Origin of the sequence: Serratia fonticola, from assembly GCF_001006005.1 — a bacterium.
In the GTDB taxonomy this organism is placed as follows: domain Bacteria; phylum Pseudomonadota; class Gammaproteobacteria; order Enterobacterales; family Enterobacteriaceae; genus Chania; species Chania fonticola.
The window spans coordinates 2,324,463-2,347,925 of the sequence record NZ_CP011254.1 but is presented as its reverse complement, the minus strand read 5'-3'; the positions used below and the strand labels follow the sequence as shown (position 1 = coordinate 2,347,925).

The following is a 23,463-nucleotide window of genomic DNA, read 5'->3' as shown; positions in this document are numbered from 1 at the left end:
TTTCTGTCCTGTCAGTACCTTTGCTCTGGTGCTGGGGCGGTGCTATCAGACTGCCCCCCTTACCTTTAGATCCCAGACGTTGCCCATACGGCATCGACCGTTACCGAAAACAAGACGCATTCTTAGCTTTTGGCGCTCAAAATACTGCGTTAAGCTGATACATAAACCTTAGATAGGGCTTATTGTGGGCAAAGAAGCGGCCAGATACAACTGACACGCGTCCCTATTAGGCTAATTCTCATTATGGCAACAGGAGTGAAACGTGGTGCAATCTTTTGATAAGTCTCAAAACATCGATAAGGCAAGTGCGCTTCCTGGCCGTACAACGCCGATGCCCGTTGCTACGCTTAACGAGGTGACCGGCCATTCCATGACCTTCGTGCCCGAGGGGTTGGCAACGGCTATCTTCGGCATGGGCTGCTTTTGGGGCGTTGAACGCCTGTTTTGGCAGCAGCCGGGGATTTATAGCACTGCAGCAGGTTACAGCGGTGGCTATACGCCAAATCCAACCTATCGCGAGGTATGCAGCGGCCAGACAGGGCATGCCGAAGTGGTACGCGTAGTCTTTGACCCGCAGGTCATCAGCTACCGCCAACTGTTACAGGTCTTCTGGGAAAACCACGATCCTGCGCAGGGCATGCGCCAGGGCGGAGATATCGGTACCCAATACCGCTCTGCTATTTACTACCTGGATGCAGAACAACAGGCCGAAGCGGAGCAAAGCCTGCAGGCATTCCAACAGGCGATGGATAAAGCGGGCGATCAACGCACCATCACCACCGAAATCGCACCGGCACTGCCTTTCTACTATGCAGAAGATGACCACCAGCAATACCTGCATAAGAACCCAGGCGGCTATTGTGGCCTGGGCGGCATTGGGGTTTGCCTGCCTCCACAGGGTTAAACTGTTAATTTTTAACCACTGGCGGCCCTCACGGGGCAACTGCTATACTGTGTTGGGCCGCGTTTGCGGCCCGCTTTTGTGGGCACGTGATATAACGGCCCTTGGATCCACCTTTTTATACGGTATGACCCCTCCGAAAGATCGCCGACATCCCGTCGGTACGAATGGATAGACTATGTTAAACAGTATTTTACTGATTCTTTTTCTGATCGCAGTGAGTGCGTTTTTCTCGCTTTCAGAAATCTCTCTGGCTGCGTCACGCAAGATCAAACTCAAACTGATGGCTGACGAAGGCAACATCAATGCCGCCAGAGTCCTTAAGCTGCAGGAAACCCCGGGTATCTTCTTTACCGTGGTGCAAATCGGCCTCAACGCCGTGGCCATCCTCGGCGGGATCGTCGGCGACGCCGCCTTCTCCCCCAGTTTCAAATTGATTTTCGACCGCTTTCTGTCACCCGAGATTTCCGAGCAGGTAAGCTTTATGTGCTCGTTTGTGATGGTGACCAGCATGTTCATCCTGTTCGCGGATTTAACCCCGAAGCGCATCGGTATGATTGCACCAGAGACGGTTGCCGTCCGGATCATCAACCCGATGCGTTTCTCGATCATGCTGTTCCGCCCGCTGGTCTGGTTCTTTAACGGCATGGCCAACCTGATTTTCCGCATGTTCAAGCTGCCGATGATGCGTAAAGACGACATCACCTCCGAAGATATTTACGCGGTGGTGGAAGCCGGCGCGCTGGCCGGGGTATTGCGCAAACAGGAACATGAGCTGATTGAAAACGTCTTCGAGCTGGAGTCGCGCACCGTGCCCTCTTCGATGACGTCCCGCGAAAGCGTGATTTACTTCGACCTGCGCGAAAGCGAAGACAGTATTAAAGAAAAGATCTCCACTCATCCGCATTCCAAGTTCCTGGTGTGCGACGGCCATATCGATCAGGTCGTTGGCTATGTTGACTCCAAAGACCTGCTGAACCGCGTTTTGGGCAACCAGAGCCTGGTACTGAGCAGCGGCGTGCAGATCCGCTCGGCGCTGATCGTGCCGGATACCCTGACCCTGTCAGAAGCGCTGGAAAGCTTTAAAACCGCCGGTGAAGACTTTGCGGTGATCCTCAATGAATATGCTTTGGTGGTCGGGATTATTACGCTGAACGATGTGATGACCACGCTGATGGGTGACCTGGTCGGCCAAGGTCAGGAAGAGCAGATCGTGACGCGTGATGAGAACTCGTGGCTGATTGAAGGTGGAACGCCAATCGAAGACGTGATGCGTGTACTGCATATCGATGAGTTCCCACAGGCTGGCAACTACGAAACCATCGGCGGCTTCATGATGTACATGCTGCGCAAAATCCCGAAACGCACCGACTTTGTGAAATATGCCGGGTACAAGTTTGAAGTGGTCGATATCGACAGCTACAAAATTGATCAGCTATTGGTCACCAGGCTGGTCGACAAACCGATCACTGTGCTACCAAAAGCCCCCGACGAAACGCCTCAGGCATAAACATTAGCGGCCCCTTGGGGGCCGCAGTTACTTTTCTTTGCAGGTGGCTCTACAATTACCCTAAGAATTTCAAGTCGCAGCTAGGCGACAAGCTTGTTCATCCCCAGGAGCTTACTATTGTAAGTGACTGGGGTTAACAAGTGCAGGTAACAACGCTGCGGCTTGAAAGGCGACGGGTATCGCGCTTTAGCCCATTTCGGCCTGCAGTAACAACACCTGCCGGTTAACTTCTGACATCACGTTGAAGTGGCGCTTGTCACGAACCTTCGGCAACAGGATTTTCCCCTTGTCGAATTCGAACGCCCCCACATCCTTGATGTACAGCCGCCCCCGGAACAGGGTTTTTACATACGTAGCCACTTTCAGTGGGTTATAACGCTGGAAGATTCTCATAGTTGTTACTCTCCTCCCGTTGGATCCATGCGCTCAGCGAGCGGCCAAAGTGGCCACCTCGACATTCGGAGCGCAACTTGATTGCTTTCTAGTAGACTGAGTAAAGCCCATTTCGTTCAACTCTGCCTGGATTTCTATCCTGGATTTACACTTGCTGACAGAATTGTGTATACCTATTTATAACCTTTGCAGTATATCCATTCAAAAATCGCGTGATTGCCCCCAGAAGGAAAAACTGCGATCCGGTTAACAGGACAGACCTCGGATGAGCACCTATGCTTTAATCACCTTGAGTCATATTGAGACTTATTTCCCTCTGCAGGAGAATGCATGAAAAATAGCATGCTGATAATATCGCTGCTGTTGGCCCCGATGTTGGCCTCTGCTCACAACCTTCAACTCCACCAACGGGTGGCACCGATCGGCGTCAGCGATAAGGGCGAGTTGGACTATGTTGATAATAAGTTTAGCTACAAAGGTTGGAATAGCGCGCAGCTTGGTGGAAAAGTGCGAGTGGTGCAGCATATTGCTGGCCGCACTTCGGCCAAAGAGCTCAACGATCCGCTGATTGAAGCCATCAAGACCGCTAAGCTACCGCACGATCGTTACCAAACGACGACCATCGTCAACACCGACGACGCCATCATCGGCACCGCCATCTTTGTGCGTAACAGTATTGAAGACAGCAAGAAAGAATTCCCTTGGTCGCAGTTCATTGTCGACAGTAATGGCAACGTCAAAAAAGCTTGGGATCTGCAACCAAAAGGCTCGGCAATAGTGGTGCTCGATAAAGAAGGCAAGATCCAGTTTGCCAAAGATGGCGCACTGACGCCGCAAGAGGTGCAGCAGGTGATGGAGATGCTGCACCAGTTGCTGAAATAGCGCTTAAACGGCGTCCCGCACGGCGATGAGCGGGGCGCTGCCTAAAACAGAGAAACCCTAAAGCCAGGGTTCAGGAAAGACTCACGCGGGGTGTATAACAGCGGCTTGCCCTGCCAATCGTGGATCTGAGCCCCGGCAGCAACCGCTACCGCGTGCCCTGCCGCCGTATCCCAGATATTGGTTGGCCCAAACCGTGGGTAAAGCTGCGCCCGCCCTTCCGCCACCAGGCAGAACTTCAGTGATGAGCCTACCGAGATGGTTTGGTGTTCGCCCAACTGTTGCAGGTAATCCTGTAATTCCTCATCGCTATGAGAGCGGCTGACCACCACCAACGGTAGCTCGGCATTACTGACGCTAATCTCACGACGTCGGCCCCCTTCTTCCTTCCAGGCTTTGCCGCGTTCAGCCAGATACAGCACGTCCATCGCCGGAGCGTAGACCACTCCCATTACCGCCTCACCCTCTTCGATCAGCGCGATATTGACCGTGAACTCACCGTTACGATTTAAAAACTCTTTGGTACCGTCCAACGGATCGACCAGCCAGTAACGCGTCCAGTTGCGGCGGACTTCCCAGGCAGGAGGGTCTTCCTCTGACAGCAGTGGGATCTCCGGCGTCAGTGCCGCCAGACCCCGTTTGATAATATGGTGCGCGGCCAAATCCGCGGCGGTCACCGGTGAATCATCTTTTTTCTGTGCCACATCAAGCGGTTGTTCACCATGATATACCGCCATGATCGCCGTACCCGCTTCGCGGGACAGCTGGCAAATCTGCTCCAACATAGTGCACCTCAGACATTAAGTTCCATGGGACATTTCCCCTTTCTATAGCTTGCAGCCTAGTTTTTTTTTGGCGGAATATCCATCTCAACTCGCTAAGCTGCGGTATTTATTCAAGTCTTCTCCGTCACAACTTTGCATATCGGTAGGTTACATTCGGCCAATTTATGCCAGACTTCACAGTTTACTGAGAGAGGTAGTGGTAATTACATACCCCCTTGAGATGCCCCTCGAAGAATAATCCAATGGAGATAACCATGATCAAGCGCCCTTTGGGACTATCTGCCCTGGCCCTGCTGGTCTGCGCCTCAACGCAGGCAGCCACGGTTGACCTGCGCGTGCTGGAAACCAGCGACCTACACGGCAATATGATGGACTTCGACTATTACAAGGATAAGCCCACCGATAAATTCGGCCTGGTGCGCACCGCCAGCCTGATCCAACACGCTCGCCAGCAGGTGACCAACAGCGTACTGGTCGATAACGGTGACGTCATCCAGGGCAGCCCAATGGCTGACTATATGGCTGCCAAGGGCTTGAAACCCGGCGACCTGCACCCGGTCTACAAGGCGATGAATACCCTGGATTATGTGGTAGGCAATATCGGTAATCACGAGTTCAACTACGGGCTCGACTATCTGAAGAATGCCCTGGCCGGAGCCAAATTCCCCTACGTCAACGCCAACGTTATTGATGCCACCACGCAAAAACCGTTGTTCACTCCCTATATTATTGTCGATACCCCGGTAAAAGACCGTGATGGCAAAGCTCATACTTTACGTATCGGCTATATCGGCTTTGTGCCGCCGCAGATCCTGGTGTGGGACAAAGCCAACCTGCAGGGGAAAGTGACCGTCAACGACATCACCGAAACCGCCAAACGCTACGTACCGGAAATGCGTCAACAAGGGGCCGATCTGGTCGTCGCGATCCCCCACTCTGGCCTTTCCAGCGACCCCTATAAGGCCATGGCGGAAAACTCGGTGTACTACCTCAGCCAGGTTCCAGGCATCGATGCCATCATGTTCGGCCATGCACACGCAGTGTTCCCCAGCAAGGACTTTGCCAATATCAAAGGCGCGGATATCGATAAAGGTTTGCTGAACGGCGTGCCTGCGGTGATGCCCGGCCAATGGGGCGATCATCTCGGCATCGTGGATCTGCAATTGAATAACGATGGGGGAAATTGGAAGGTTACCGCAGCGAAGGCGCAAGCCAGACCGGTTTATGACAAAGAGAACAAGCGTTCGTTGGCAACGGAAGATCCCGCATTGATCAAGGTGTTAGAGGAAGATCATAACGGAACACGTGAGTTCGTCAGCAAGCCTATCGGCAAGTCCGACGGCAATATGTACAGCTATCTGGCCCTGATCCAGGACGATCCTACCGTGCAGATCGTCAACAATGCGCAAAGAGCCTACGTTGAGCACTATATTCAAGGCGATCCGGATCTGGCCGAACTGCCGGTATTGGCCGCTGCTGCACCGTTCAAAGTAGGTGGCCGCAAGAACGATCCCGCCAGCTTTGTCGAGGTGGAAAAAGGCCAGCTCACCTTCCGCAATGCCGCCGATCTCTATCTTTACCCCAATACCCTGGTGGTGGTTAAAGCCAGCGGTAAGGAAGTGAAAGAGTGGCTGGAGTGCTCCGCCGGGCAGTTCAACCAAATTGACGTTAATAGCAGCAAACCGCAAGGGCTGATCAATTGGGACGGTTTCCGCACCTATAATTTCGACGTGATCGACGGCGTCAATTATCAGATTGACGTCAGCCAACCGGCGCGTTACGACGGAGAGTGCGCGTTGATCAATGACCAGGCAGAACGTATCAAGCAGCTGACCTTCAAAGGCAAGCCGATCGATCCTGACGCCCAGTTCCTGGTTGCGACCAACAACTACCGCGCCTACGGCGGCAAGTTTGCCGGAACGGGCGATAAGCATATCGCCTTTGCTTCACCGGATGAGAACCGCGCGGTATTAGCGGCCTACATCAGCGAAGAAACCCGGAAGCACGGCGCGGTGCATCCGCAGGCGGACAATAACTGGCGTTTGGCGAGCTTCCACAGCCCACAGCCGCTGGATATCCGCTTTGAGACCTCCCCTAGCGAGAAGGCTGCTGCATTTATTAAAGATAACGCGCAGTACCCGATGAAGTCAGTGGGTAACGACAGTATCAGCTTTGAGTTGTATAAGATCGACCTACAAGCCAACTAATTGAGTGTTAGGCGCGTTACGGCGCGCCTTTTTGGTTCTACCCCTTTTTAACCATAGCGCACCCTTTAAATTGCATTTAAAATACATGTTATAGATTTCTTCCTTTAAAGGGGCATCATCATGGATTACCGTAATCAATCCCTAGGCGCACTCGCCATTGCAATCCCACGAGCCAGCAAGCTGTTCCGCGACTACGATTTGGACTTCTGCTGTGGGGGGAAACAAACCCTGGAGCGCGCTGCCAGCCGCAAAGAACTGGATCTGGATAAGTTGGAAAGTGAGCTGGCCGCACTGGCGGCAGACCCGGTGGATACCCGCGATTGGCGCCTGGCCCCGCTGGCTGAGATCATCGATTACATCCTGCCACGCTTCCACCAACGCCACCGCGAACAGCTGTCAGAACTGGTATTGATGGCGGAAAAGGTTGAACGCGTCCACGGCGACAAGCCCACCTGCCCACGCGGGCTGGCCAAGCAGCTAAACCTGATCCGGCTGGATCTGGAAAATCACATGATGAAGGAAGAACAGATCCTGTTCCCGCTGATTAAACAAGGCATGGGGCAACAGGCGGCAGGGCCGATTTCGGTGATGGAACATGAGCATGATGAGGCTGGCGAACAGTTGGAGGTGGTGAAATTCCTCACCAACAACGTCACGCCACCGGAAGGGGCCTGTAATACCTGGCAAGCGCTGTACAACGGTATCAATACGTTTATCAGCGATCTGATGGAGCATATCCATCTGGAGAACAACTTGCTGTTCCCACGCGCACTGAGCGGCAGATAAAACCAGGGCGCCGTGAGGCGCCCTTACTGTAACACTAGAGCCGATTACAGAATTTCGAGCAACTCAACGTCAAACACCAGCGCGCTGAATGGCGGGATGGATGCGCCTGCACCACGCTCGCCATAGGCCAGGTTGTGAGGGATATACAGCTGCCACTTGGAGCCAACCGGCATCAGCGTCAGGGCTTCGATCCAGCCTGGGATCACGCCGCTGACTGGGAACTCGGCAGGTTGACCACGTTCAACTGAGCTGTCGAACACATCACCGTTGATCAGGCGGCCGGTGTAATGCACACGCACGCGATCCTGACGTGATGGGATTGGGCCATTGCCCTGCTCCAGCACGGAGAACTGCAGGCCAGACTCAGTCAGCGTCACTTCGTCACGCTTGGCGTTATCTTCCAGGAACTTCTGGCCTTCAACGGCCATCGCCTGCTGGCGCTCAAGGCGTACAGCATCCGCACGTTCGTGGATTTCGCGCAGCGCACGATGGACCACATCTACCGGAACCGCCGGGGCATTCCCTTCCAGCGCGTCACGCAGGCCAGCCAGCAGAGCTTCTGGTTGTAAACCTTGCAGGCCGGACTCTTGCAGTTGCTGACCGACCTGTAAACCAATCCCGTAACTTGCTTGCGCTTCAACGCTATCAAAAGAAGGGGTTGTCATGGGGTTTTCCTTTAGTCTGTAAAAAGTCGAAAGCGCAGCATAACAGCGCGGCAAAGCCGGGTAAAATCTTGTGTGGAGAATGATGACTTTTGTCGTAGAAAAAGAAACAATAACCTGCTGTTAACGTTTGGTGTCATTATTCTCTCGGCTACCAATCGCTTCAAACAGTTAGCGATATAGACCCGGTATGGCTCAAGGCCGGCACCGAAGTGGCGCAGTACAGAGACTATTCGCCCCTCAAGGTGCACAAGTGCACTGCGGCTTGAAACCATAGGGTATACTGGGGTCAGCGATACACTTTTTGTAAAGTGACAAATTTACGCAGTTGAAGAGAGGTCACCATGGGCAGAATCGCGCCCAGGAGAAGGAAAACCACCCGTGTCTACCAGCCATTGCTGCGCACCTGGCTGAACCTGAGCCAACGCCTGAAGCCTGGCCCGGCACCGGAAACGCCAGCAACCACAGATGAGCCGGACTCACCACCGCCACAGCAGAGCGGCAAGGGGCAAAGGCTCAAAGCGTTGTTGCTGAAAATATGGCACCTGCCGGACAGCCTCCACTGGATGGAACCGCTGCCCTATTTTCACCGCCGTTGGGTGATTATTTTTGGTGCTATCCTGCTACTGTCGCTGCTTTGGCCGTATTCCGACGATAACGCGCGTCCGTTCCCGGTCACCAGCCAGGAAAACCAGATACCGTTGCAGGCTCAGTTACAAAACGATGGCCAACAAACGGCAGGCGAAAGCGATAGCTGGCAGCGATATCAAATCCAGGCTGGCCAAACTCTGGCGCAGCTGTTCCGTGACAACAACCTGCCGGTGAACGAGGTGTTTGCCATGGCGCGAGTTGAAGGCAACGATAAGCCACTCAGCAATCTGAAGGCCGGGCAAGAAGTGCGTATCGAACGCAATGCCAACGGTGTGATCACCGCGCTCTCAGTCACCACCGTGGATAACAGGGAAGCCCTGTTCCGCCGCCAGAACGATGGCAGTTACCTGCGCGTTCGCTAATCTTTAAGCTGGTCCAGCAAAAAATCACGCAGTACAACCCCCTGGTTGTGCTGTGTGTCCTTACTGCCATACAGCAAGGTCAACGGCTCACCTCGCTTTAACAACGCCACCAGCGGCTGCCAGGCCTCATTGGCGACCAACTGTTGGCGATAGAGTGCAACAAACTCATCCCACTGGTCGGTATGCTGATGAAACCACTGGCGTAACGCCGTATCCGGTGCCACCTGCTTAAGCCAGATGACGCCCTGCAATCTCTCCTTACTCACACCGCGCGGCCATAGCCGGTCGGTCAAATAGCAGTGCTCCGGTGCCGGGCCGCTGAAATCGTAGACTCGCTGTAAGATAATTTCTGCCATTTTCGCCTCTCCTTGCCAACAGATGGCCTCAGAGTAGCGCGTTTTACCCGGCGCTGAAAAGCAAAACGCCAGCACTAGGCTGGCGTTTTAACTTGGTGTACTAAAGCCGATTAAGCTTCAGCAACCACAACTACATTCAGCTGTGCGAACACGTCGCTGTGTACCTGGAAGTGCACTTCGTGCTCACCAGTGGTACGCAGAACGCCGTTCGGCAGACGAACTTCGCTCTTGGCAACTTCAACGCCTGCCGCAGTAACTGCGTCAGCGATGTCGCGGGTGCCGATAGAGCCGAACAGTTTACCTTCGTCGCCTGATTTAGACGCGATGGTGACTGAACCCAGTTCGTTGATCTTGGTTGCGCGAGCTTCAGCAGCAGCCAGAACGTCAGCCAGTTTGGCTTCCAGTTCAGCACGGCGTGCTTCGAAGAACTCTACGTTTTTCTTGGTAGCAGGAACAGCTTTGCCCTGTGGTACCAGGAAGTTACGGGCATAACCCGCTTTAACGTTAACCTGATCACCCAGGCTGCCCAGGTTTGCTACTTTATCAAGCAGAATAACTTGCATTACCTTATCCTCTCAAAGTCGTTAATGGACAGTGGCCGATTACTGATGACGATCAGTGTACGGCAACAAAGACAGGTAGCGCGCGCGCTTGATAGCACGGGCCAGCTGGCGCTGATATTTTGCACGAGTACCGGTGATACGGCTCGGGACAATTTTACCACTTTCAGTGATGTAGTTTTTCAGCGTAGCGATGTCTTTATAGTCAATCTCTTGAACGCCTTCCGCGGTGAAACGGCAGAACTTGCGACGACGGAAATAACGTGCCATTTGGCTAGTCTCCAGAATCTATCAATTCAATCTGCTCGGCATGCAGGACCAATTTGTTCAGCCCGTTGCGCCCTTGATGGCAGCTAACGAAGCCTTGAACGGTAACCTGACTGCCGACCGTTAATCTTTGAGTTAAAGCTTGTGACTGTTGTCCGCTGACAACCACGGGCATTCGGCACCATGCTTGCCTGCTGAATCCGGCTTCCATCTGCGACGATCGGTGCTCAAGCACAAATTGGCAGTGGGGTATCCCGGAAGGACTCACTTTTCGCACCGGCGTCTTGCACACTGTGCCAGACAACACCAGACGATTAGCCGTCACGACAGCAATTACTCTTCAGAATCCCCAGCATCTGCATCATCTGCGGTTTCGTTAGCGAAGTCTTCGCGGCGATCGCCACGACGTTCGTCTTTCGCTTTAACCATCGGAGATGCTTCAGTTACCGCGTGCTTAACGCGCATAACCATGCTACGGATAACGGCGTCGTTGAAGCGGAAGTTAGTTTCCAGCTCATCGATCGCTTCCTGCGGAGCTTCAACGTTCAGCAGAACGTAGTGGGCTTTGTGCAGTTTATTGATCGGGTAAGCCAGTTGACGGCGGCCCCAGTCTTCCAGACGGTGAATCTGACCTTGCGCGTTAGTGATGGTAGCACTGTAACGCTCGATCATGCCCGGAACCTGTTCGCTTTGGTCAGGATGGACCATAAAAACGATTTCGTAATGACGCATCGAATTGCTCCTTACGGATTATTCAGCCTCCTGTCAGGGTCAACCGCGGCCCATGGAAGCAAGGAACGTGTGTATGTGTGCGGCTGAAAAATGACGCGTAATCATACCGGCGCAAGGGGGGGAACTCAAGGACTGAGTAGGATTTATTGAGGTTTATGCGTAAGGCCACGAGAAATAGCACGATTTGCTGACAGAAAAAGCGATGTATGCCGATCCATAGGTTTTAAAAATCCTTCAACAAAATCATCAGCCCACTGGAAATCATTATCATTTTTTTTGAACAAGGCCATCAAAATCCCCCCCTTTTTAATCCTGACTATCGGACTAAAGTTAAATTATCCGCCGCAGAAAGCGCAGCGATAAAGGGTTGCAGTTATTCAATATTGATAAATAACTTTTTGCTTAATGAGCAGTATATCGGCGGTGGCCCACGTGACACGCCGCTGTAGCAAAGAGTTAAGAGAGGCACCAATGAAACGTATCACCATCGCTACCGCTATCGCGTTGCTGCTTTCCGCCAACGCCATGGCCGCCACTGAAATCACCGCACGCCAGGCCGCAGAGCGCCAAAGCATTGGCTTCGTCAGCCTGACTCAGGAAGTGGTTTCGCCCGACGACGCGACGTCCCAAATCAACAAGATTGCCGATCAACGCGGCGCCAGCGCTTACCGGATTGTTGCGCTACATGAGCCAGGCAGCACCGCGTCTATCCACGTCAGCGCCGAGCTTTATCGCTAACCGAAAAATGCAGCACCAGGGAACCCTGCCGCACCAAGAGGCGGTCGATCAGTAACAGCCATGCCTTGCCCCCTCCCTCGGGGGCTTTTTACAGTGAACCCTGGAAGAAAGCGGCGGTAGCGTTCAACGCCCCAGGGGTAATACGATGGCGTACTTCCGCTTCAGTGAGGTAGGTCAACCTCCGATCCAGGCCGCGCTGGCGTAACTCACTGGCCAAGCGCTCACTCTCCACCGCTGGCACCACATCATCGGTTTCACCATGCCATAACAGCAACGGCCTCCCGGCAAAACGCTCCCAATGCTGCTCAACCTCATAAGAGACCAAGGGCGCAAGACGTGCCTTGAGCGCGGACTGCTCCAGTGGCTGACCCTGCGCATCCAATGGCGGATACAGCGTCTGCGCCAGTGAGGTAAAGTAGCCCGACCCCATCAGGCTGGCGGCCGCTTTCACCCAAGGATAACGGGTAAAGGCCCCTAAGGTGGTCATGCCCCCCATCGAAGCGCCCGCCACGCCAATGCGATCCCCGGCAATTAGCCCACGCTGCTCAAAGTGCGTTTTGAGCGCAGGTAACTCATCGACGTTACTTTTGAGGATTTCCCAGAAATGCGCCAGCCGCCGTGCTTCATCACCATCAAACCGCTCACCGTGCATCGCACAATCGGGCAGCACCACCCGGAAACCGACCTTGGCCAGCCCATAGGCAAAATAGGCGTACACCTCTTTCGATGAGGTATAGCCGTGATAGAAGAAGATAGTGGGCAACGGCTGCTCATAGCGCCCGGCAGGCACTGCATGGATCACCGCAACGTCACCCACCCGCTCATCATGGATCTCGATCATGTATTCCCCCTGTGCCCAATCTTCTCTATGATGGCAAAAATCGGCCCGAAACCTTAGTTCAACCCATTCTACTCTATGCGAAAGAGTAATGAGGCCAGCATGAATCTTTCCCGTACGTTGATCACCCTATTGCTGTTTGGTTTGTTATCCGGCTGCAGCGTATTTAAAACCACGCCCAAACCCCCACCCCCGCCTACCTCTCAGGCACAAGAGATCACCCGCGCCCAAACCACCGAGTTGGAGAAAATGGGAACGATCAGCGCGCTGGTGCATGGCAGCCCGATGAACGTGGAAGCCGAGATCCAGCGCAAAGCTAACGCCAGCGGGGCACGCTATTACATGATCATCATGAACAGCGAAACCATCGTGCCGGGCCAGTGGTATTCACAGGCGATACTTTATCGGTAGCGCTGGCTCTGAGAGATAAGTAAAAACGGGTGCCTGAATAGGCACCCGTAAAAGAGATTTACGCGATTATTCTTTGATTACCGGCCCAGTTACATCACCGTTATTGGTGTATCTCCCCGTCAGGTTCAGTTTCACCCCCTCCAGGCCGCCGATCACCGCGCCGCGCCGGTTAGTTAAATTCTGGCTGTTGATCGTGGTGACCTTGTCGGACCATAATTGACCGCTGTTGGTCAATGCCCCGTTGACGCGAATATCCAGCCCTTCTCTACCGTGGACCAAGCCGCTGTTGGTAAAGGCTGAAGCCACTTCTACGCTACTGCTACCTGTTGAAGAGATCGTGCCATTGCCGTTATCCAGGCGGTTAGCCAGCAGCGACAGAGAAGTCATACTTGAAAGGGTGCCGCGGTTATTATCCACGTTGCCAGCATACTTCATGTTCAAGTTGCCGCCGCTGGCAGCAATCAGACCCCGACTGTTGTACACCCGGTTACCGGTCATGCTCAGATCGCCCATGCTGATAATGCCCCCCTGAGTGTCCTCCGGCATATCGATATGCACGCCCATCACTCGACCAAAATTCCCACTATTACGGTTATAGAGAGTCGCCGCCTTTATTTCTGCCGTCTTCTCGGCAAAAATCAGCCCCTCGTCATTGCGCAATGTGTCGGTATGCACATGAACTTCCTGCCCCCCCAACAAGCCCGCATTGTTGTTGACCGTGCTGGCATACAGCTCCGTGCTACCCAGCGCGCTTCGGATCACGCCATAGTTGTTATTAAGGACATTGTTGATGCGAACGTCATTGCCCTTGTCCAAGGTTAACCCACCCGTGCGGTTATCCAGGCTGTTTGCTCGCAGCAACAGCTTACCCTCACCGCTAACACTGCCATCCCGGTTGTCCATGGCGTTGATATTGGCGAGCTGGATATCCCCCATTGCAGAGATCTGCCCACTCTCGTTGATCAGGTTACTGCCGTTGGTGTTTACGTTCAGCATCTTGGTCGCTTGCAGACTACCGGTTCTATTGGTCAGTAGCCCACTGTTGATATCCAACGCCCCAGCCGACTCAATCAAGCCGTTGGTGTTATTGAGCGCAGCTTTGTTTGTTGTCAGCTTAAAATCGTCACCTGCACTCATTTTGCCGTTTGCGCTATTGTTCAACGTACTGCTGGTAGACAGATTTACCTGATGTTGAGCCGCTATTTCGCCGCCACGGTTATCAAGCGTGCCGCCAACGGTCATCGACAGATCGGACGACGAAGAACCAAAGGCAAAAATCTGCCCATTACGGTTATCCAGCGCACCGCTGATGATAGTGGAGTTACCACTGGTGGTGATCAGGCCATTGTTATTGTTCAACTGACCCGTTTTCAGGGTCATACCCAAGGTGCTGTAAATACCGGTATCGTTATTGCGGCCAGTATTGGTCAGCAACTGCCCATTGGTATCGATAGTGACCTGTGAACTGGATTGCACCATACCGTTGGTATTGTTCAATTGCCCACTATTGATGCTCACAGAGCCGATAGCGGCTATGTTGCCGTTGGTATTGGTCAGGCGGTTTTTATGGGTATTGATAGTGATACCACCGTTCCCGCCGGTGATTTTCCCCCTGGTATTATTAATAGTGCCTGCGGTGTTCAGTTTGTTGGCGTGTGCGGCGGATAGGGTCCCTGAACGGTTATCCAGCACACCATTAACGTCCATCACCAGGTCTGAGGTGGAAGCCGCGATGGTACCGGCATTACGAACGCCCACTCCGCTTTCTGTACCCACCAGGGTGATCTTGCCGGCATACATCCCCCCCAAAGCAGCAACGTCAATCCCGACGCCAGGTCTGCCCAACGCCGAGGCCAGCGCAGTAGCCTGGGTGTTGTCCGCATTGACGTTATTACGGCCAGTGGTCACTTTCAAATCCTTGGCCCAGACACCGGCATTAATCGCCACCGAGCGGGCAATCAAATCGGTATAATTACTGTCGCCGCTGTTCAGGCCATTGCCATTAATAACAATGCTGCCTTTTTCCGTTTTATATCCCTGTATGGCACCATCGGCAATCTGGGCAGTACCGGTGGTCAGCGTTGCTCTGCCAGCATTAATAAATCCGCAGCCGCTACAGGTAATACCGGCCGGGTTAGCAATTATTACCTGGGCCTGCTGACCTGCAACTTCCACCATGCCATTTAACACGTTGGCCCGATTAGAGTTGACCTCATTAAGGATCACCGAGGCCGCCCCACCGCTTAAATTCGCATTACCCGCAAGACTCCCCGCCAGTTGGCTATTCGCACCATCGACGCTGTTATTCAGCACCACACCGTTTTTATCAACGTTGAACTGGTTGAAGATATTATGCGAAACACCGCCTTTACCCGCAGCGTTGATATTCACCACAGTCGACCCATTCGCCCCGGCATTAACCGCAGGGCTAGACGCCTGCCCGGCATCGGCAACGATAGCCGCATTAGCCACAGAGACGCAGCCAAAAGCCAGCAGCCCGGCAAAGTAGAGTGGCGAAAGATTCATCCGCAGAGATGAATTATTTTTTCCCATACGTGTCGATAAATCGGTAGTGGATGAGTGATTACTATATGTCATGCTGTTAATTCCTTTTACACAAATAGGAAAGCCAGTGGATTGACCAGAACAAGCCGCGATAAAAAAGATTTTCCCGAATAAATAATTGGCACAGATTGGCACTCTCGAGCCGTGCTTAATCTCAATTACATTAAAAATGTAACATACAACCCGTTACCCACTGAGCCAATTAGTTAATCAGAACCCAAAAAAGGGTATATCCCACACATTCACAAGAATCATCCTTAAAGCCACAGCAGAATACATATTGGGTGCTTACACGAAATTAATATCACGCGGGATATTTCTATAATTAATCATTCGAGCTGAAATCAGGCAAAAAATTATACATCCAATGCCATCAGCCTATTATCTGATGGCATTCCCTCTAGGCTATAAGCCCCGAGTTCCTGTTTATCCCCCCATAGCCCGCTGGAGTAGCGTATCGCACACCTCAGCAGGCAGCACTCTATCTCCACGGTAATCCAGAGTTAAATGGCACCAGGCTTCTCCAATTGGCGGGCTGGCATGCTGCAGCAGTTGGGCGGCACAGCACAAATCGAATAACTGCTGGGTTAGCAAACGCCCCATTTCTTCACGCGGTTGGCGCATACGCTGTTGCCATTGCCGCCAGGCGCGATCGAACAACCTGTTCTGCCCGCGCACCGGCAACAGTTCCTGCTGCAGCAACTCTAGCGCACCAGGCAACTTATGCAGACTGCGCATCACGTCCAGGCACATGATGTTGCCCGAACCTTCCCAAATGCTGTTTACCGGTGCCTCTCGATACAAACGCGGCAGCTCGCTGTCTTCGCAATAGCCAATCCCTCCCAGCACTTCCATGGCTTCCCCGATAAATGCCGCGCCTTGATGACAGATACGGTATTTTGCCGCCGGGGTCAGTAAGCGGCTGTAGACCACTTCGCCTTCATCCCCCCGGCTTTCCCAAGCTCGCGCCAAACGGAGCAGCAAAGCGGTATGCCCTTCAAGCCGTAACGCCATACGGGCCAACACCTGCCGCATCAACGGCTGTTCAATAAGGCATTTACCAAACGCCTGCCGTTGCAGAGCATGGTACAGCGCCACCGAAAGGCTGCGGCGCATCAGCCCATGGCTACCCAAAGCGCAATCGAAACGGGTCATCCCCCCCATCTTGAGGATTTGCCTGACGCCATCCCCTTCATCGCCCAATAACCAGGCCGTTGCGTCCTGAAACTCGGCTTCGCTACTGGCATTGGAACGGTTGCCCAGCTTGTCTTTAAGCCTCTCCAGGCGGATGGCATTGCGAGTGCCGTCAGGAAGGAGCCGGGGTAGGAAGAAACAGGAAAGCCCTCCCTCCGCCTGTGCCAATATCAGATGGGCATCGCTTTGCGGCACCGAAAAGAACCATTTATGGCCCACCAGGCGATAGGCCTCCCCATTGCCGCGACTGGCGAGCGGCACAGCGGTGGTGGTATTGCTCAGCACGTCAGAGCCGCCCTGCTTTTCCGTCATCCCCATGCCGATCAACAGCCCGCGCTTTTGTGCTCCGGGCAGCAGATGAGGATCATAACGATCGGAAAGTAACGGGGATAGCCAGGATTGATACTCCTTTGGCAGGGAACGCTGTAGCAGTGGGATAGCGCCAAAGGTCATGGTGATTGGGCAGAGCGTGCCGGCCTCCACCTGAGCGTGCAACACAAAGCGAGCGGCACGGGCCACCAAGGAGCCAATACGGGCATCTTCCTGCCACGGCAGGTTGTGCACCCGGTTAGCGACCAACCCCTGCATCAGGATGTGCCAGGCTGGATGAAAGCGCACGTCGTCCAGGCGTTGCCCGGTGGCGTCATAGCGCAGCAACTCCGGTGGGTTGATATTGGCCAGCCGCCCCAACTCCAGTGACTCCTGCGTGCCTAACTGTTGCCCAAGCGAGGCTAGAACGTCGCTATCCCAACCCGCCAACTCGCGCTGCAACGCTTCACGCAACGGCGTATCGGACAGGAAAAGGTTGCTGTTCCCCAAGGGCTTGGGTTGGTTAAAGACGGTATGCGTAGTCCAGACCATGAGCTTGCTCCCTGATTAACGCTTCAGGGGTAATTATGGTCATTAGCTGGATTTCTGCCGCTGGCGGGATCACAAGATAGGAGATTAGAGGTAGGGGTGACAGGTTTCACCCCTATTAAATCATCAGCTGCGCTGGCGCACCGCTTCAAACAGACAGACACCGGTCGCTACCGAGACGTTCAACGAGGAAACCGTACCGGCCATCGGAATGCTGATCAGTTCGTCGCAATGTTCACGGGTCAAACGACGCATACCTTCACCTTCCGCGCCCATCACCAGCGCCATCGGGCCGGTCATTTTGCTTTGATACAGCGTGTGGTCGGCTTCACCCGCCGTGCCCACGATCCAGATGTTCATCTCTTGCAGCAAACGCAGGGTACGAGCCAAGTTGGTGACGGTGATCAATGGGACATTCTCGGCCGCACCGCAGGCCACTTTCTTCGCCGTCGCATTCAGTTGGGCAGAGCGATCGCGTGGGACGATCACCGCATGGACACCGGCAGCGTCGGCACTACGCAGGCAAGCCCCCAGGTTATGGGGATCGGTAACGCCGTCCAGCACCAGCAGGAATGGCGTTTCAACGCTTTCCAGCAGCCCAGGCAGATCGTTCTCCTGATATTTCCGCCCTTCACGCACCCGCGCAATAATGCCCTGGTGGACGGCCCCTTCGACCTTCTCATCCAGCCATTGGCGGTTAGCCACCTGGATCACAATACCGGTCGCTTCCAGCTCGGCAATCAAAGGCTGTAAGCGGCGATCGTCACGCCCCTTGAGAATAAACACTTCCAGGAAACGTTGTGGATCGTTGTCTAGCAGGGCTTTGACAGCGTGAATACCGTAGATAATTTCGCTCATGATGCTCTTTTAACTGTGCGGCCGGGGGTGACCCGGCCGGGGATAATAACGTGCGGCAGGTTAACCCTGCTCGGCACCTTTCTTCTTGCTGGCACGCTTGGCTTTGGTCGCGGCCGCTATCTTTTTGGTCTTATCAGACGCTTTTTTGGCTTTCGCCTTCGGATCGGTTTTAGCTTTTGCCTTCGGGTCTGCCTTCACCTTGTCTGCGGGTTTGGCCTTGGCCCCCTCTTTTTTACGGAAGGCGCTGTCTGGCTCAAAGTTGGCAGGCGTCTTGCCGCCACGGCGTTTACGTTGAGCCTGACTACGGCCCGCTCCGGCACCGTCGCGCAGCGTGCGGTGGCCGCCATTCTTGGCACGCTCGCGCTCGGTTTTGCCTTCACCACGCGGTTTGCGGGTGCTGGAAACCAGGGCGAAGTCGATCTTGCGTTCGTCCATATGCACGGCCTCAACGCGGATCTCCACCGTATCTCCCAGGCGATAGACCATGCCGGAAGATTCGCCGATCAGACGCTGGCCGATATTATCGTAGCGATAGTAATCGTTATCCAGCGTGGACACGTGTACCAGACCATCGATAAACAGATCGCTCAGGCGGACGAAGAAACCAAAGCCGGTGACGCTGGCAATAACGCCGCTAAACACTTCACCGACGTGATCCTGCATAAAGTCGCACTTCAGCCAGTCCGCCACATTACGCGTAGCTTCATCGGCACGGCGCTCGGTCATCGAGCAGTGCATACCCAGTTGCAGCATCTCTTCCAGATCGCTGTGCCAGCCTCCGGTTGGCGTCCAGCGCTCTTTCTGCTCACCTTGCTCCTTCGCCAACACGTACTTGATGGCGCGGTGCAGTGACAGGTCCGGGTAACGACGGATAGGCGAAGTAAAGTGGCCATAAGAAGCCAACGCCAGGCCGAAGTGGCCACGGTTTTCCGGATCGTAGATCGCCTGTTTCATCGAACGCAGCAGCATGGTTTGCAGCATTTCACGGTCCGGACGTTCCGATACTTCGTCCATCAAAGTGGCGTAATCTTTCGGCTGCGGCTTCAGGCCTCCGCCCAGGGTCAGTCCCAGTTCGCTCAACACGCTGCGCAATGCAGAAATGTGATCGTCGCTTGGGCGATCGTGCACGCGGAACAGCGCAGGTTCGTTATGCTTCTCAACAAAGCGTGCCGCCGCAACGTTCGCCATGATCATGCACTCTTCGATCAGTTTGTGCGCGTCATTACGTACCGTTGGCTCTACGCGCTCAATACGGCGTTCGGCGTTGAAGATAAACTTGGCTTCTTCGGTTTCGAAGGCGATACCACCGCGCTCGGCACGAGCCTGATCCAGCACTTTATACAGCGCATGCAGCTCCTGCAGGTGTTTGACCAACGGATGATACTGCTCGCGCAGTTCCTGATCGCCCTGCAAGATATGCCAGACCTTGGTGTAGGTTAAGCGCGCATGGGAGCTCATTACCGCTTCGTAGAATTTAAACGAAGACAGACGGCCCGATGCGGAGATGGTCATCTCACTCACCATACACAGGCGATCGACCTGCGGGTTGAGCGAGCACAGGCCGTTGGAAAGCACTTCCGGCAGCATTGGCACCACTTCCGACGGGAAGTAGACTGAGGTGCCACGGCTACGGGCTTCGTCATCCAGCGCCGTGCGTGGGCGCACATAGTAGCTAACGTCGGCAATCGCGACCCACAGGCGCCAGCCGCCACCGCGCTTCTTCTCGCAGTACACGGCATCATCGAAATCGCGAGCGTCTTCGCCATCAATGGTGACCAGCGGCAGGTGACGCAGATCCACACGCCCTTTCTTGGCGGCTTCCGGCACCTGCTCACTGAGGTCGGCAACCTGCTTCTCCACCTGAGGTGGCCAGGTATGCGGGATCTCATGGGTACGCAATGCGATATCCACCGCCATGCTGGTGCCCATTTTATCGCCCAGGATCTCGACGATCTTACCCACGGCTTTGGTGCGGCGCGTTGGGCGCTGGGTCAGCTCGACCACCACCATAAAGCCCATCCGCGCCCCGCTGACCGAGTCGGCAGGGATCAGAATATCGAAGCTCAGGCGGCCGTCATCCGGCACCACGAAGCCGGTACCGGCATCGGTGAAGTAGCGGCCAACAATCTGGCTGGTTTTGGGCACCAGCACGCGCACGATACGCGCTTCGCGGCGGCCTTTGCGATCTTCGCCCAGCGGTTGAGCCAACACCACATCGCCGTGGATGGCCATTTTCATTTGCTCGGCGGAGAGATAAAGGTCGTCTTTACGCCCTTCAACCCGCAGGAAGCCGAAGCCATCGCGGTGGCCGATCACCGTGCCACGCAGCAGGTCCAGACGCTCCGGCAGGGCATAGCACTGGCGGCGGGTAAAGACCAACTGGCCATCACGCTCCATCGCACGCAGGCGACGGCGCAAGGCTTCCAGCGCTTCTTCGCCGGATAAGTTCAGTTCATTGCCCAATTCTTCGCGGCTGGCCGGCGTTTCACGTTTCGCCAAATGGGCCAGGATAAATTCGCGGCTAGGAATTGGGGATTCATATTTTTCTGCTTCTCGTTCCAGGAATGGATCTTGTGACATTGAGGTTCCTCCGTTGTCATCAGCAGGGTGTCGCTGAGCCTTGTCTTCTCAGTAACGCTTTATTCGACAAGCAAAAGCTTGTAGAGCGGTGAATTGTCTTCGACCATGTCGGCCAATGTGTGACTATCCAGCTCCTCAAGGAAATTCTTTACCGCCTGCTGGAGCACTTGCTTCAAACGGCAGGCTGGGGTGATATGACAAAAATCGCTGCTGCAGTTAACCAACGAAAGCGGCTCCAGCGCCCGCACCACGTCGCCAATACGGATGCTCTCAGCCGGTTTACCCAAGCGTATACCGCCGTTTTTACCCCGCACGGCGGTCACAAAGCCTTCACGGCTCAGCTGATTGATAATTTTTACCATATGGTTACGGGAAACCCCGTACACCTCCGTAACCTCAGAGATGCTGGTCATTTTGTCCGCAGGCAATGATGCCATATAGATCAATGCCCGTAGGCCATAGTCAGTAAAACTTGTTAACTGCACGTTTACCTCTGGGTATCTGCCGATTTTCGGCGATTTTCTTTACTATCTTATTGGATGATAAACCAGCCGGAGAGTTCGCAGCTAATTATTTAGCGCATAGGTGACTCTCAACCGGAGCAACGAAGGGATTTTGTGAGGTGAAAACGCCATCGGGGAGGATACATGAGGCAAACAAACCGGGACTTGGCCCGGTTTGTTTGATGACAATAGGTAAACAGATTATGCGTCGAACGGATCGCGCAGGATCATGGTTTCGCTACGGTCTGGGCCAGTAGAGATAATGTCTACCGGTACATCAGTCAGCTCTTCGATGCGTTTGATGTAGTTCAGCGCTGCCTGTGGCAGTTTGCTGTAGTCTTTCACACCAAACGTCGTTTCGCTCCAGCCCGGCATGGTTTCGTAGATTGGCTCGATACCTTCCCAACCTTCTGCAGCCAGCGGCGTGGTGGTCATTTCGCGGCCGTCCGGCATGCGATAGCCCACACAGATCTTCACTTCTTTCAGGCCGTCCAGCACGTCCAGCTTGGTCAGGCAGAAGCCAGACAGGGAGTTGATCTGCACGGCACGGCGAACGGCAACCGCATCCAGCCAGCCGGTACGACGGCGACGGCCAGTGGTAGCACCAAACTCATTACCCTGTTTGCACAGGTATTCGCCGGTTTCGTCGAACAGTTCGGTTGGGAACGGGCCTGCACCTACACGGGTAGAATAGGCTTTCACGATGCCCAGCACGTAGTCCACGTAACGTGGGCCAATGCCAGAACCGGTTGCTACGCCACCCGCGGTGGTGTTGGAAGAGGTCACGTACGGATAGGTACCGTGATCGATATCCAGCAGCGTACCCTGTGCACCTTCGAACATGATCAGATCGCCACGCTTGCGCGCACCGTCCAGTAGTTCGGAGACGTCTACTACCATCCCGGTCAGGATATCGGCAATCGACAGCACATAGTCAAGGGTGGTCTGGTAATCAACGGCTTCTACTTTGTAGTAGTTAACCAGTTGGAAGTTGTGGTAATCGATGATGTCTTTCAGCTTGGTAGCGAAGGTGGCTTTATCGAACAGGTCACCAACGCGCAGACCGCGACGGGCAACTTTGTCTTCGTAAGCCGGGCCGATACCACGGCCGGTGGTGCCGATGGCTTTGGCGCCACGCGCTTTCTCACGCGCATTATCCAGGGCGACGTGATAAGGCAGGATCAGCGGGCAGGCTTCAGACAGTAACAGACGTTCGCGTACCGGGATGCCGCGCGCTTCGAGTTCACCCATTTCCTTCATCAATGCGTCTGGCGCCAGAACCACACCGTTGCCGATGACGCTGGTCACGTTTTCACGCAGGATACCTGAAGGAATTAAATGAAGAACGGTTTTTTCACCGTTGATAACCAGAGTGTGGCCAGCGTTATGGCCACCTTGGTAGCGCACAACATATTGAGCCCGTTCAGTCAGCAGGTCTACGACCTTACCCTTACCTTCGTCACCCCATTGGGTGCCCAGTACGACGACGTTCTTACCCATTTTAAAATCACCAGGTTGCTTAAAAATGGATTCTACCACCCTAATTCTTCAGTTTCAGCACTTTTAGCATACGATTGCGTACTTTTTCGGCTAAACTTTAAACCCCCGTGTGTGCACGCAACATGTAGTAGATCACACAGCCTGCAACCACTAATCCCCCACCAAAACGCCGCAGCGTAGCATCGGGTAGTTGCGACATTGTCTGAACCATTTTACGCCAAGCCTGTGGGAACAACATCGGCCCCAGCCCTTCCAGCACCAAAACCAACCCAAGCGCCAGCCAGATTGTCGAATTCATCCTTCCCCCCAAAAAAAGAAAGGCCCGCGTTTAGACGGGCCTTGGTTCTACCCCTGTTCTTTCAAACCA

At 54.2% G+C, this 23,463-nt stretch carries 25 protein-coding genes; 8 read left to right on the top strand and 17 right to left on the bottom strand.

Annotated elements, in window-relative coordinates:
- The first annotated feature begins 265 nt into the window (after window positions 1–265).
- Together msrA and paeA are read left to right on the top strand one after the other, a co-directional pair.
- Window positions 266–904, top strand: coding sequence for a peptide-methionine (S)-S-oxide reductase MsrA (gene msrA / locus WN53_RS10440; RefSeq protein WP_099049955.1), 639 nt, complete (start codon window positions 266–268; stop codon window positions 902–904).
- Window positions 905–1,079: 175 nt separating this feature from the next.
- A complete protein-coding gene (gene paeA, locus WN53_RS10435; RefSeq protein ID WP_021179023.1) occupies window positions 1,080–2,411 on the top strand; it encodes a polyamine export protein PaeA in 1,332 nt (443 codons plus the stop codon).
- A gap of 186 nt (window positions 2,412–2,597) precedes the next feature.
- Here paeA and WN53_RS10430 read toward each other — a convergent pair whose 3' ends face one another.
- Window positions 2,598–2,804 carry a DUF1107 domain-containing protein gene (locus WN53_RS10430; RefSeq protein ID WP_021179022.1) on the bottom strand — a complete coding sequence of 69 codons (207 nt, stop codon included), beginning with the start codon at window positions 2,802–2,804 and terminating at the stop codon, window positions 2,598–2,600.
- Between the two features lie 330 nt (window positions 2,805–3,134).
- Between WN53_RS10430 and WN53_RS10425 the strand changes: the two genes are divergently transcribed.
- Entirely contained in the window at window positions 3,135–3,686 is a 552-nt protein-coding gene (locus WN53_RS10425; protein WP_024483351.1) for a YtfJ family protein, read from the top strand.
- Window positions 3,687–3,727: 41 nt separating this feature from the next.
- Here WN53_RS10425 and cysQ read toward each other — a convergent pair whose 3' ends face one another.
- Complete coding sequence (gene cysQ / locus WN53_RS10420) at window positions 3,728–4,468, bottom strand: 3'(2'),5'-bisphosphate nucleotidase CysQ (RefSeq protein WP_024483350.1); 741 nt, start codon at window positions 4,466–4,468, stop codon at window positions 3,728–3,730.
- 254 nt (window positions 4,469–4,722) lie between these two features.
- On the opposite strand from cysQ, the gene WN53_RS10415 reads away from it, so the two are divergent.
- Both WN53_RS10415 and ytfE read left to right on the top strand, forming a co-directional pair.
- Window positions 4,723–6,675: a bifunctional 2',3'-cyclic-nucleotide 2'-phosphodiesterase/3'-nucleotidase gene (locus tag WN53_RS10415; protein ID WP_024483349.1), complete on the top strand. Its 1,953-nt coding sequence runs from the start codon at window positions 4,723–4,725 to the stop codon at window positions 6,673–6,675.
- A gap of 120 nt (window positions 6,676–6,795) precedes the next feature.
- Window positions 6,796–7,461, top strand: a complete 666-nt coding sequence (ytfE, locus tag WN53_RS10410; RefSeq protein ID WP_024483348.1) for an iron-sulfur cluster repair protein YtfE — start codon at window positions 6,796–6,798, stop codon at window positions 7,459–7,461.
- A 44-nt stretch (window positions 7,462–7,505) separates the two neighbouring features.
- Here the strand turns inward: ytfE and bamJ are convergent, their stop codons facing one another.
- Window positions 7,506–8,126 carry a BamJ family beta-barrel-assembly machinery protein gene (gene bamJ / locus WN53_RS10405; RefSeq protein WP_021179017.1) on the bottom strand — a complete coding sequence of 207 codons (621 nt, stop codon included), beginning with the start codon at window positions 8,124–8,126 and terminating at the stop codon, window positions 7,506–7,508.
- A gap of 341 nt (window positions 8,127–8,467) precedes the next feature.
- On the opposite strand from bamJ, the gene WN53_RS10400 reads away from it, so the two are divergent.
- Window positions 8,468–9,136: an OapA family protein gene (locus WN53_RS10400; RefSeq protein ID WP_024483347.1), complete on the top strand. Its 669-nt coding sequence runs from the start codon at window positions 8,468–8,470 to the stop codon at window positions 9,134–9,136.
- On the opposite strand, the gene WN53_RS10395 is transcribed toward WN53_RS10400, so the two are convergent.
- The 6 genes from WN53_RS10395 to WN53_RS28630 form a co-directional block, all read right to left on the bottom strand.
- Entirely contained in the window at window positions 9,133–9,492 is a 360-nt protein-coding gene (locus tag WN53_RS10395) for a DUF488 domain-containing protein (protein WP_024483346.1), read from the bottom strand. The genes WN53_RS10400 and WN53_RS10395 overlap by 4 nt on opposite strands.
- Window positions 9,493–9,602: 110 nt before the next feature.
- Window positions 9,603–10,055: a 50S ribosomal protein L9 gene (gene rplI, locus WN53_RS10390; protein WP_004933629.1), complete on the bottom strand. Its 453-nt coding sequence runs from the start codon at window positions 10,053–10,055 to the stop codon at window positions 9,603–9,605.
- A gap of 39 nt (window positions 10,056–10,094) precedes the next feature.
- Entirely contained in the window at window positions 10,095–10,322 is a 228-nt protein-coding gene (gene rpsR, locus WN53_RS10385; protein ID WP_000135199.1) for a 30S ribosomal protein S18, read from the bottom strand.
- 4 nt (window positions 10,323–10,326) lie between these two features.
- Window positions 10,327–10,644 (bottom strand): primosomal replication protein N, encoded by a 318-nt coding sequence (gene priB, locus WN53_RS27205; protein WP_065684090.1) that lies wholly within the window; start codon window positions 10,642–10,644, stop codon window positions 10,327–10,329.
- Between the two features lie 8 nt (window positions 10,645–10,652).
- Window positions 10,653–11,051 (bottom strand): 30S ribosomal protein S6, encoded by a 399-nt coding sequence (rpsF, locus tag WN53_RS10380; RefSeq protein ID WP_004933634.1) that lies wholly within the window; start codon window positions 11,049–11,051, stop codon window positions 10,653–10,655.
- Between the two features lie 143 nt (window positions 11,052–11,194).
- Window positions 11,195–11,341, bottom strand: a complete 147-nt coding sequence (locus WN53_RS28630) for a hypothetical protein (RefSeq protein WP_158645277.1) — start codon at window positions 11,339–11,341, stop codon at window positions 11,195–11,197.
- 181 nt (window positions 11,342–11,522) lie between these two features.
- Between WN53_RS28630 and WN53_RS10375 the strand changes: the two genes are divergently transcribed.
- Complete coding sequence (locus WN53_RS10375; protein WP_024483345.1) at window positions 11,523–11,789, top strand: YdgH/BhsA/McbA family protein; 267 nt, start codon at window positions 11,523–11,525, stop codon at window positions 11,787–11,789.
- Between the two features lie 88 nt (window positions 11,790–11,877).
- On the opposite strand, the gene yjfP is transcribed toward WN53_RS10375, so the two are convergent.
- Complete coding sequence (gene yjfP / locus WN53_RS10370) at window positions 11,878–12,630, bottom strand: esterase (protein ID WP_024483344.1); 753 nt, start codon at window positions 12,628–12,630, stop codon at window positions 11,878–11,880.
- 99 nt (window positions 12,631–12,729) lie between these two features.
- Here yjfP and bsmA point away from each other — a divergent pair, with 99 nt between their 5' ends.
- The gene (gene bsmA, locus WN53_RS10365; protein ID WP_024483343.1) at window positions 12,730–13,038 is read left to right on the top strand and encodes a biofilm peroxide resistance protein BsmA; all 309 of its coding nucleotides are present in this window, start codon (window positions 12,730–12,732) and stop codon (window positions 13,036–13,038) included.
- A gap of 66 nt (window positions 13,039–13,104) precedes the next feature.
- Here the strand turns inward: bsmA and WN53_RS10360 are convergent, their stop codons facing one another.
- The 7 genes from WN53_RS10360 to WN53_RS10330 form a co-directional block, all read right to left on the bottom strand.
- Complete coding sequence (locus WN53_RS10360; protein ID WP_080660655.1) at window positions 13,105–15,636, bottom strand: two-partner secretion domain-containing protein; 2,532 nt, start codon at window positions 15,634–15,636, stop codon at window positions 13,105–13,107.
- 393 nt (window positions 15,637–16,029) lie between these two features.
- Entirely contained in the window at window positions 16,030–17,658 is a 1,629-nt protein-coding gene (locus tag WN53_RS10355; protein WP_024483341.1) for an isovaleryl-CoA dehydrogenase, read from the bottom strand.
- A gap of 123 nt (window positions 17,659–17,781) precedes the next feature.
- Window positions 17,782–18,513: a 23S rRNA (guanosine(2251)-2'-O)-methyltransferase RlmB gene (gene rlmB, locus WN53_RS10350; protein WP_021179009.1), complete on the bottom strand. Its 732-nt coding sequence runs from the start codon at window positions 18,511–18,513 to the stop codon at window positions 17,782–17,784.
- A 60-nt stretch (window positions 18,514–18,573) separates the two neighbouring features.
- Window positions 18,574–21,093 carry a ribonuclease R gene (rnr, locus tag WN53_RS10345; protein ID WP_024483340.1) on the bottom strand — a complete coding sequence of 840 codons (2,520 nt, stop codon included), beginning with the start codon at window positions 21,091–21,093 and terminating at the stop codon, window positions 18,574–18,576.
- 59 nt (window positions 21,094–21,152) lie between these two features.
- Window positions 21,153–21,578, bottom strand: coding sequence for a nitric oxide-sensing transcriptional repressor NsrR (nsrR, locus tag WN53_RS10340; protein ID WP_024483339.1), 426 nt, complete (start codon window positions 21,576–21,578; stop codon window positions 21,153–21,155).
- 219 nt (window positions 21,579–21,797) lie between these two features.
- Entirely contained in the window at window positions 21,798–23,096 is a 1,299-nt protein-coding gene (locus WN53_RS10335; protein WP_024483338.1) for an adenylosuccinate synthase, read from the bottom strand.
- A 97-nt stretch (window positions 23,097–23,193) separates the two neighbouring features.
- Window positions 23,194–23,394: a DUF2065 domain-containing protein gene (locus tag WN53_RS10330; RefSeq protein ID WP_021179005.1), complete on the bottom strand. Its 201-nt coding sequence runs from the start codon at window positions 23,392–23,394 to the stop codon at window positions 23,194–23,196.
- Window positions 23,395–23,463: the final 69 nt, after the last annotated feature.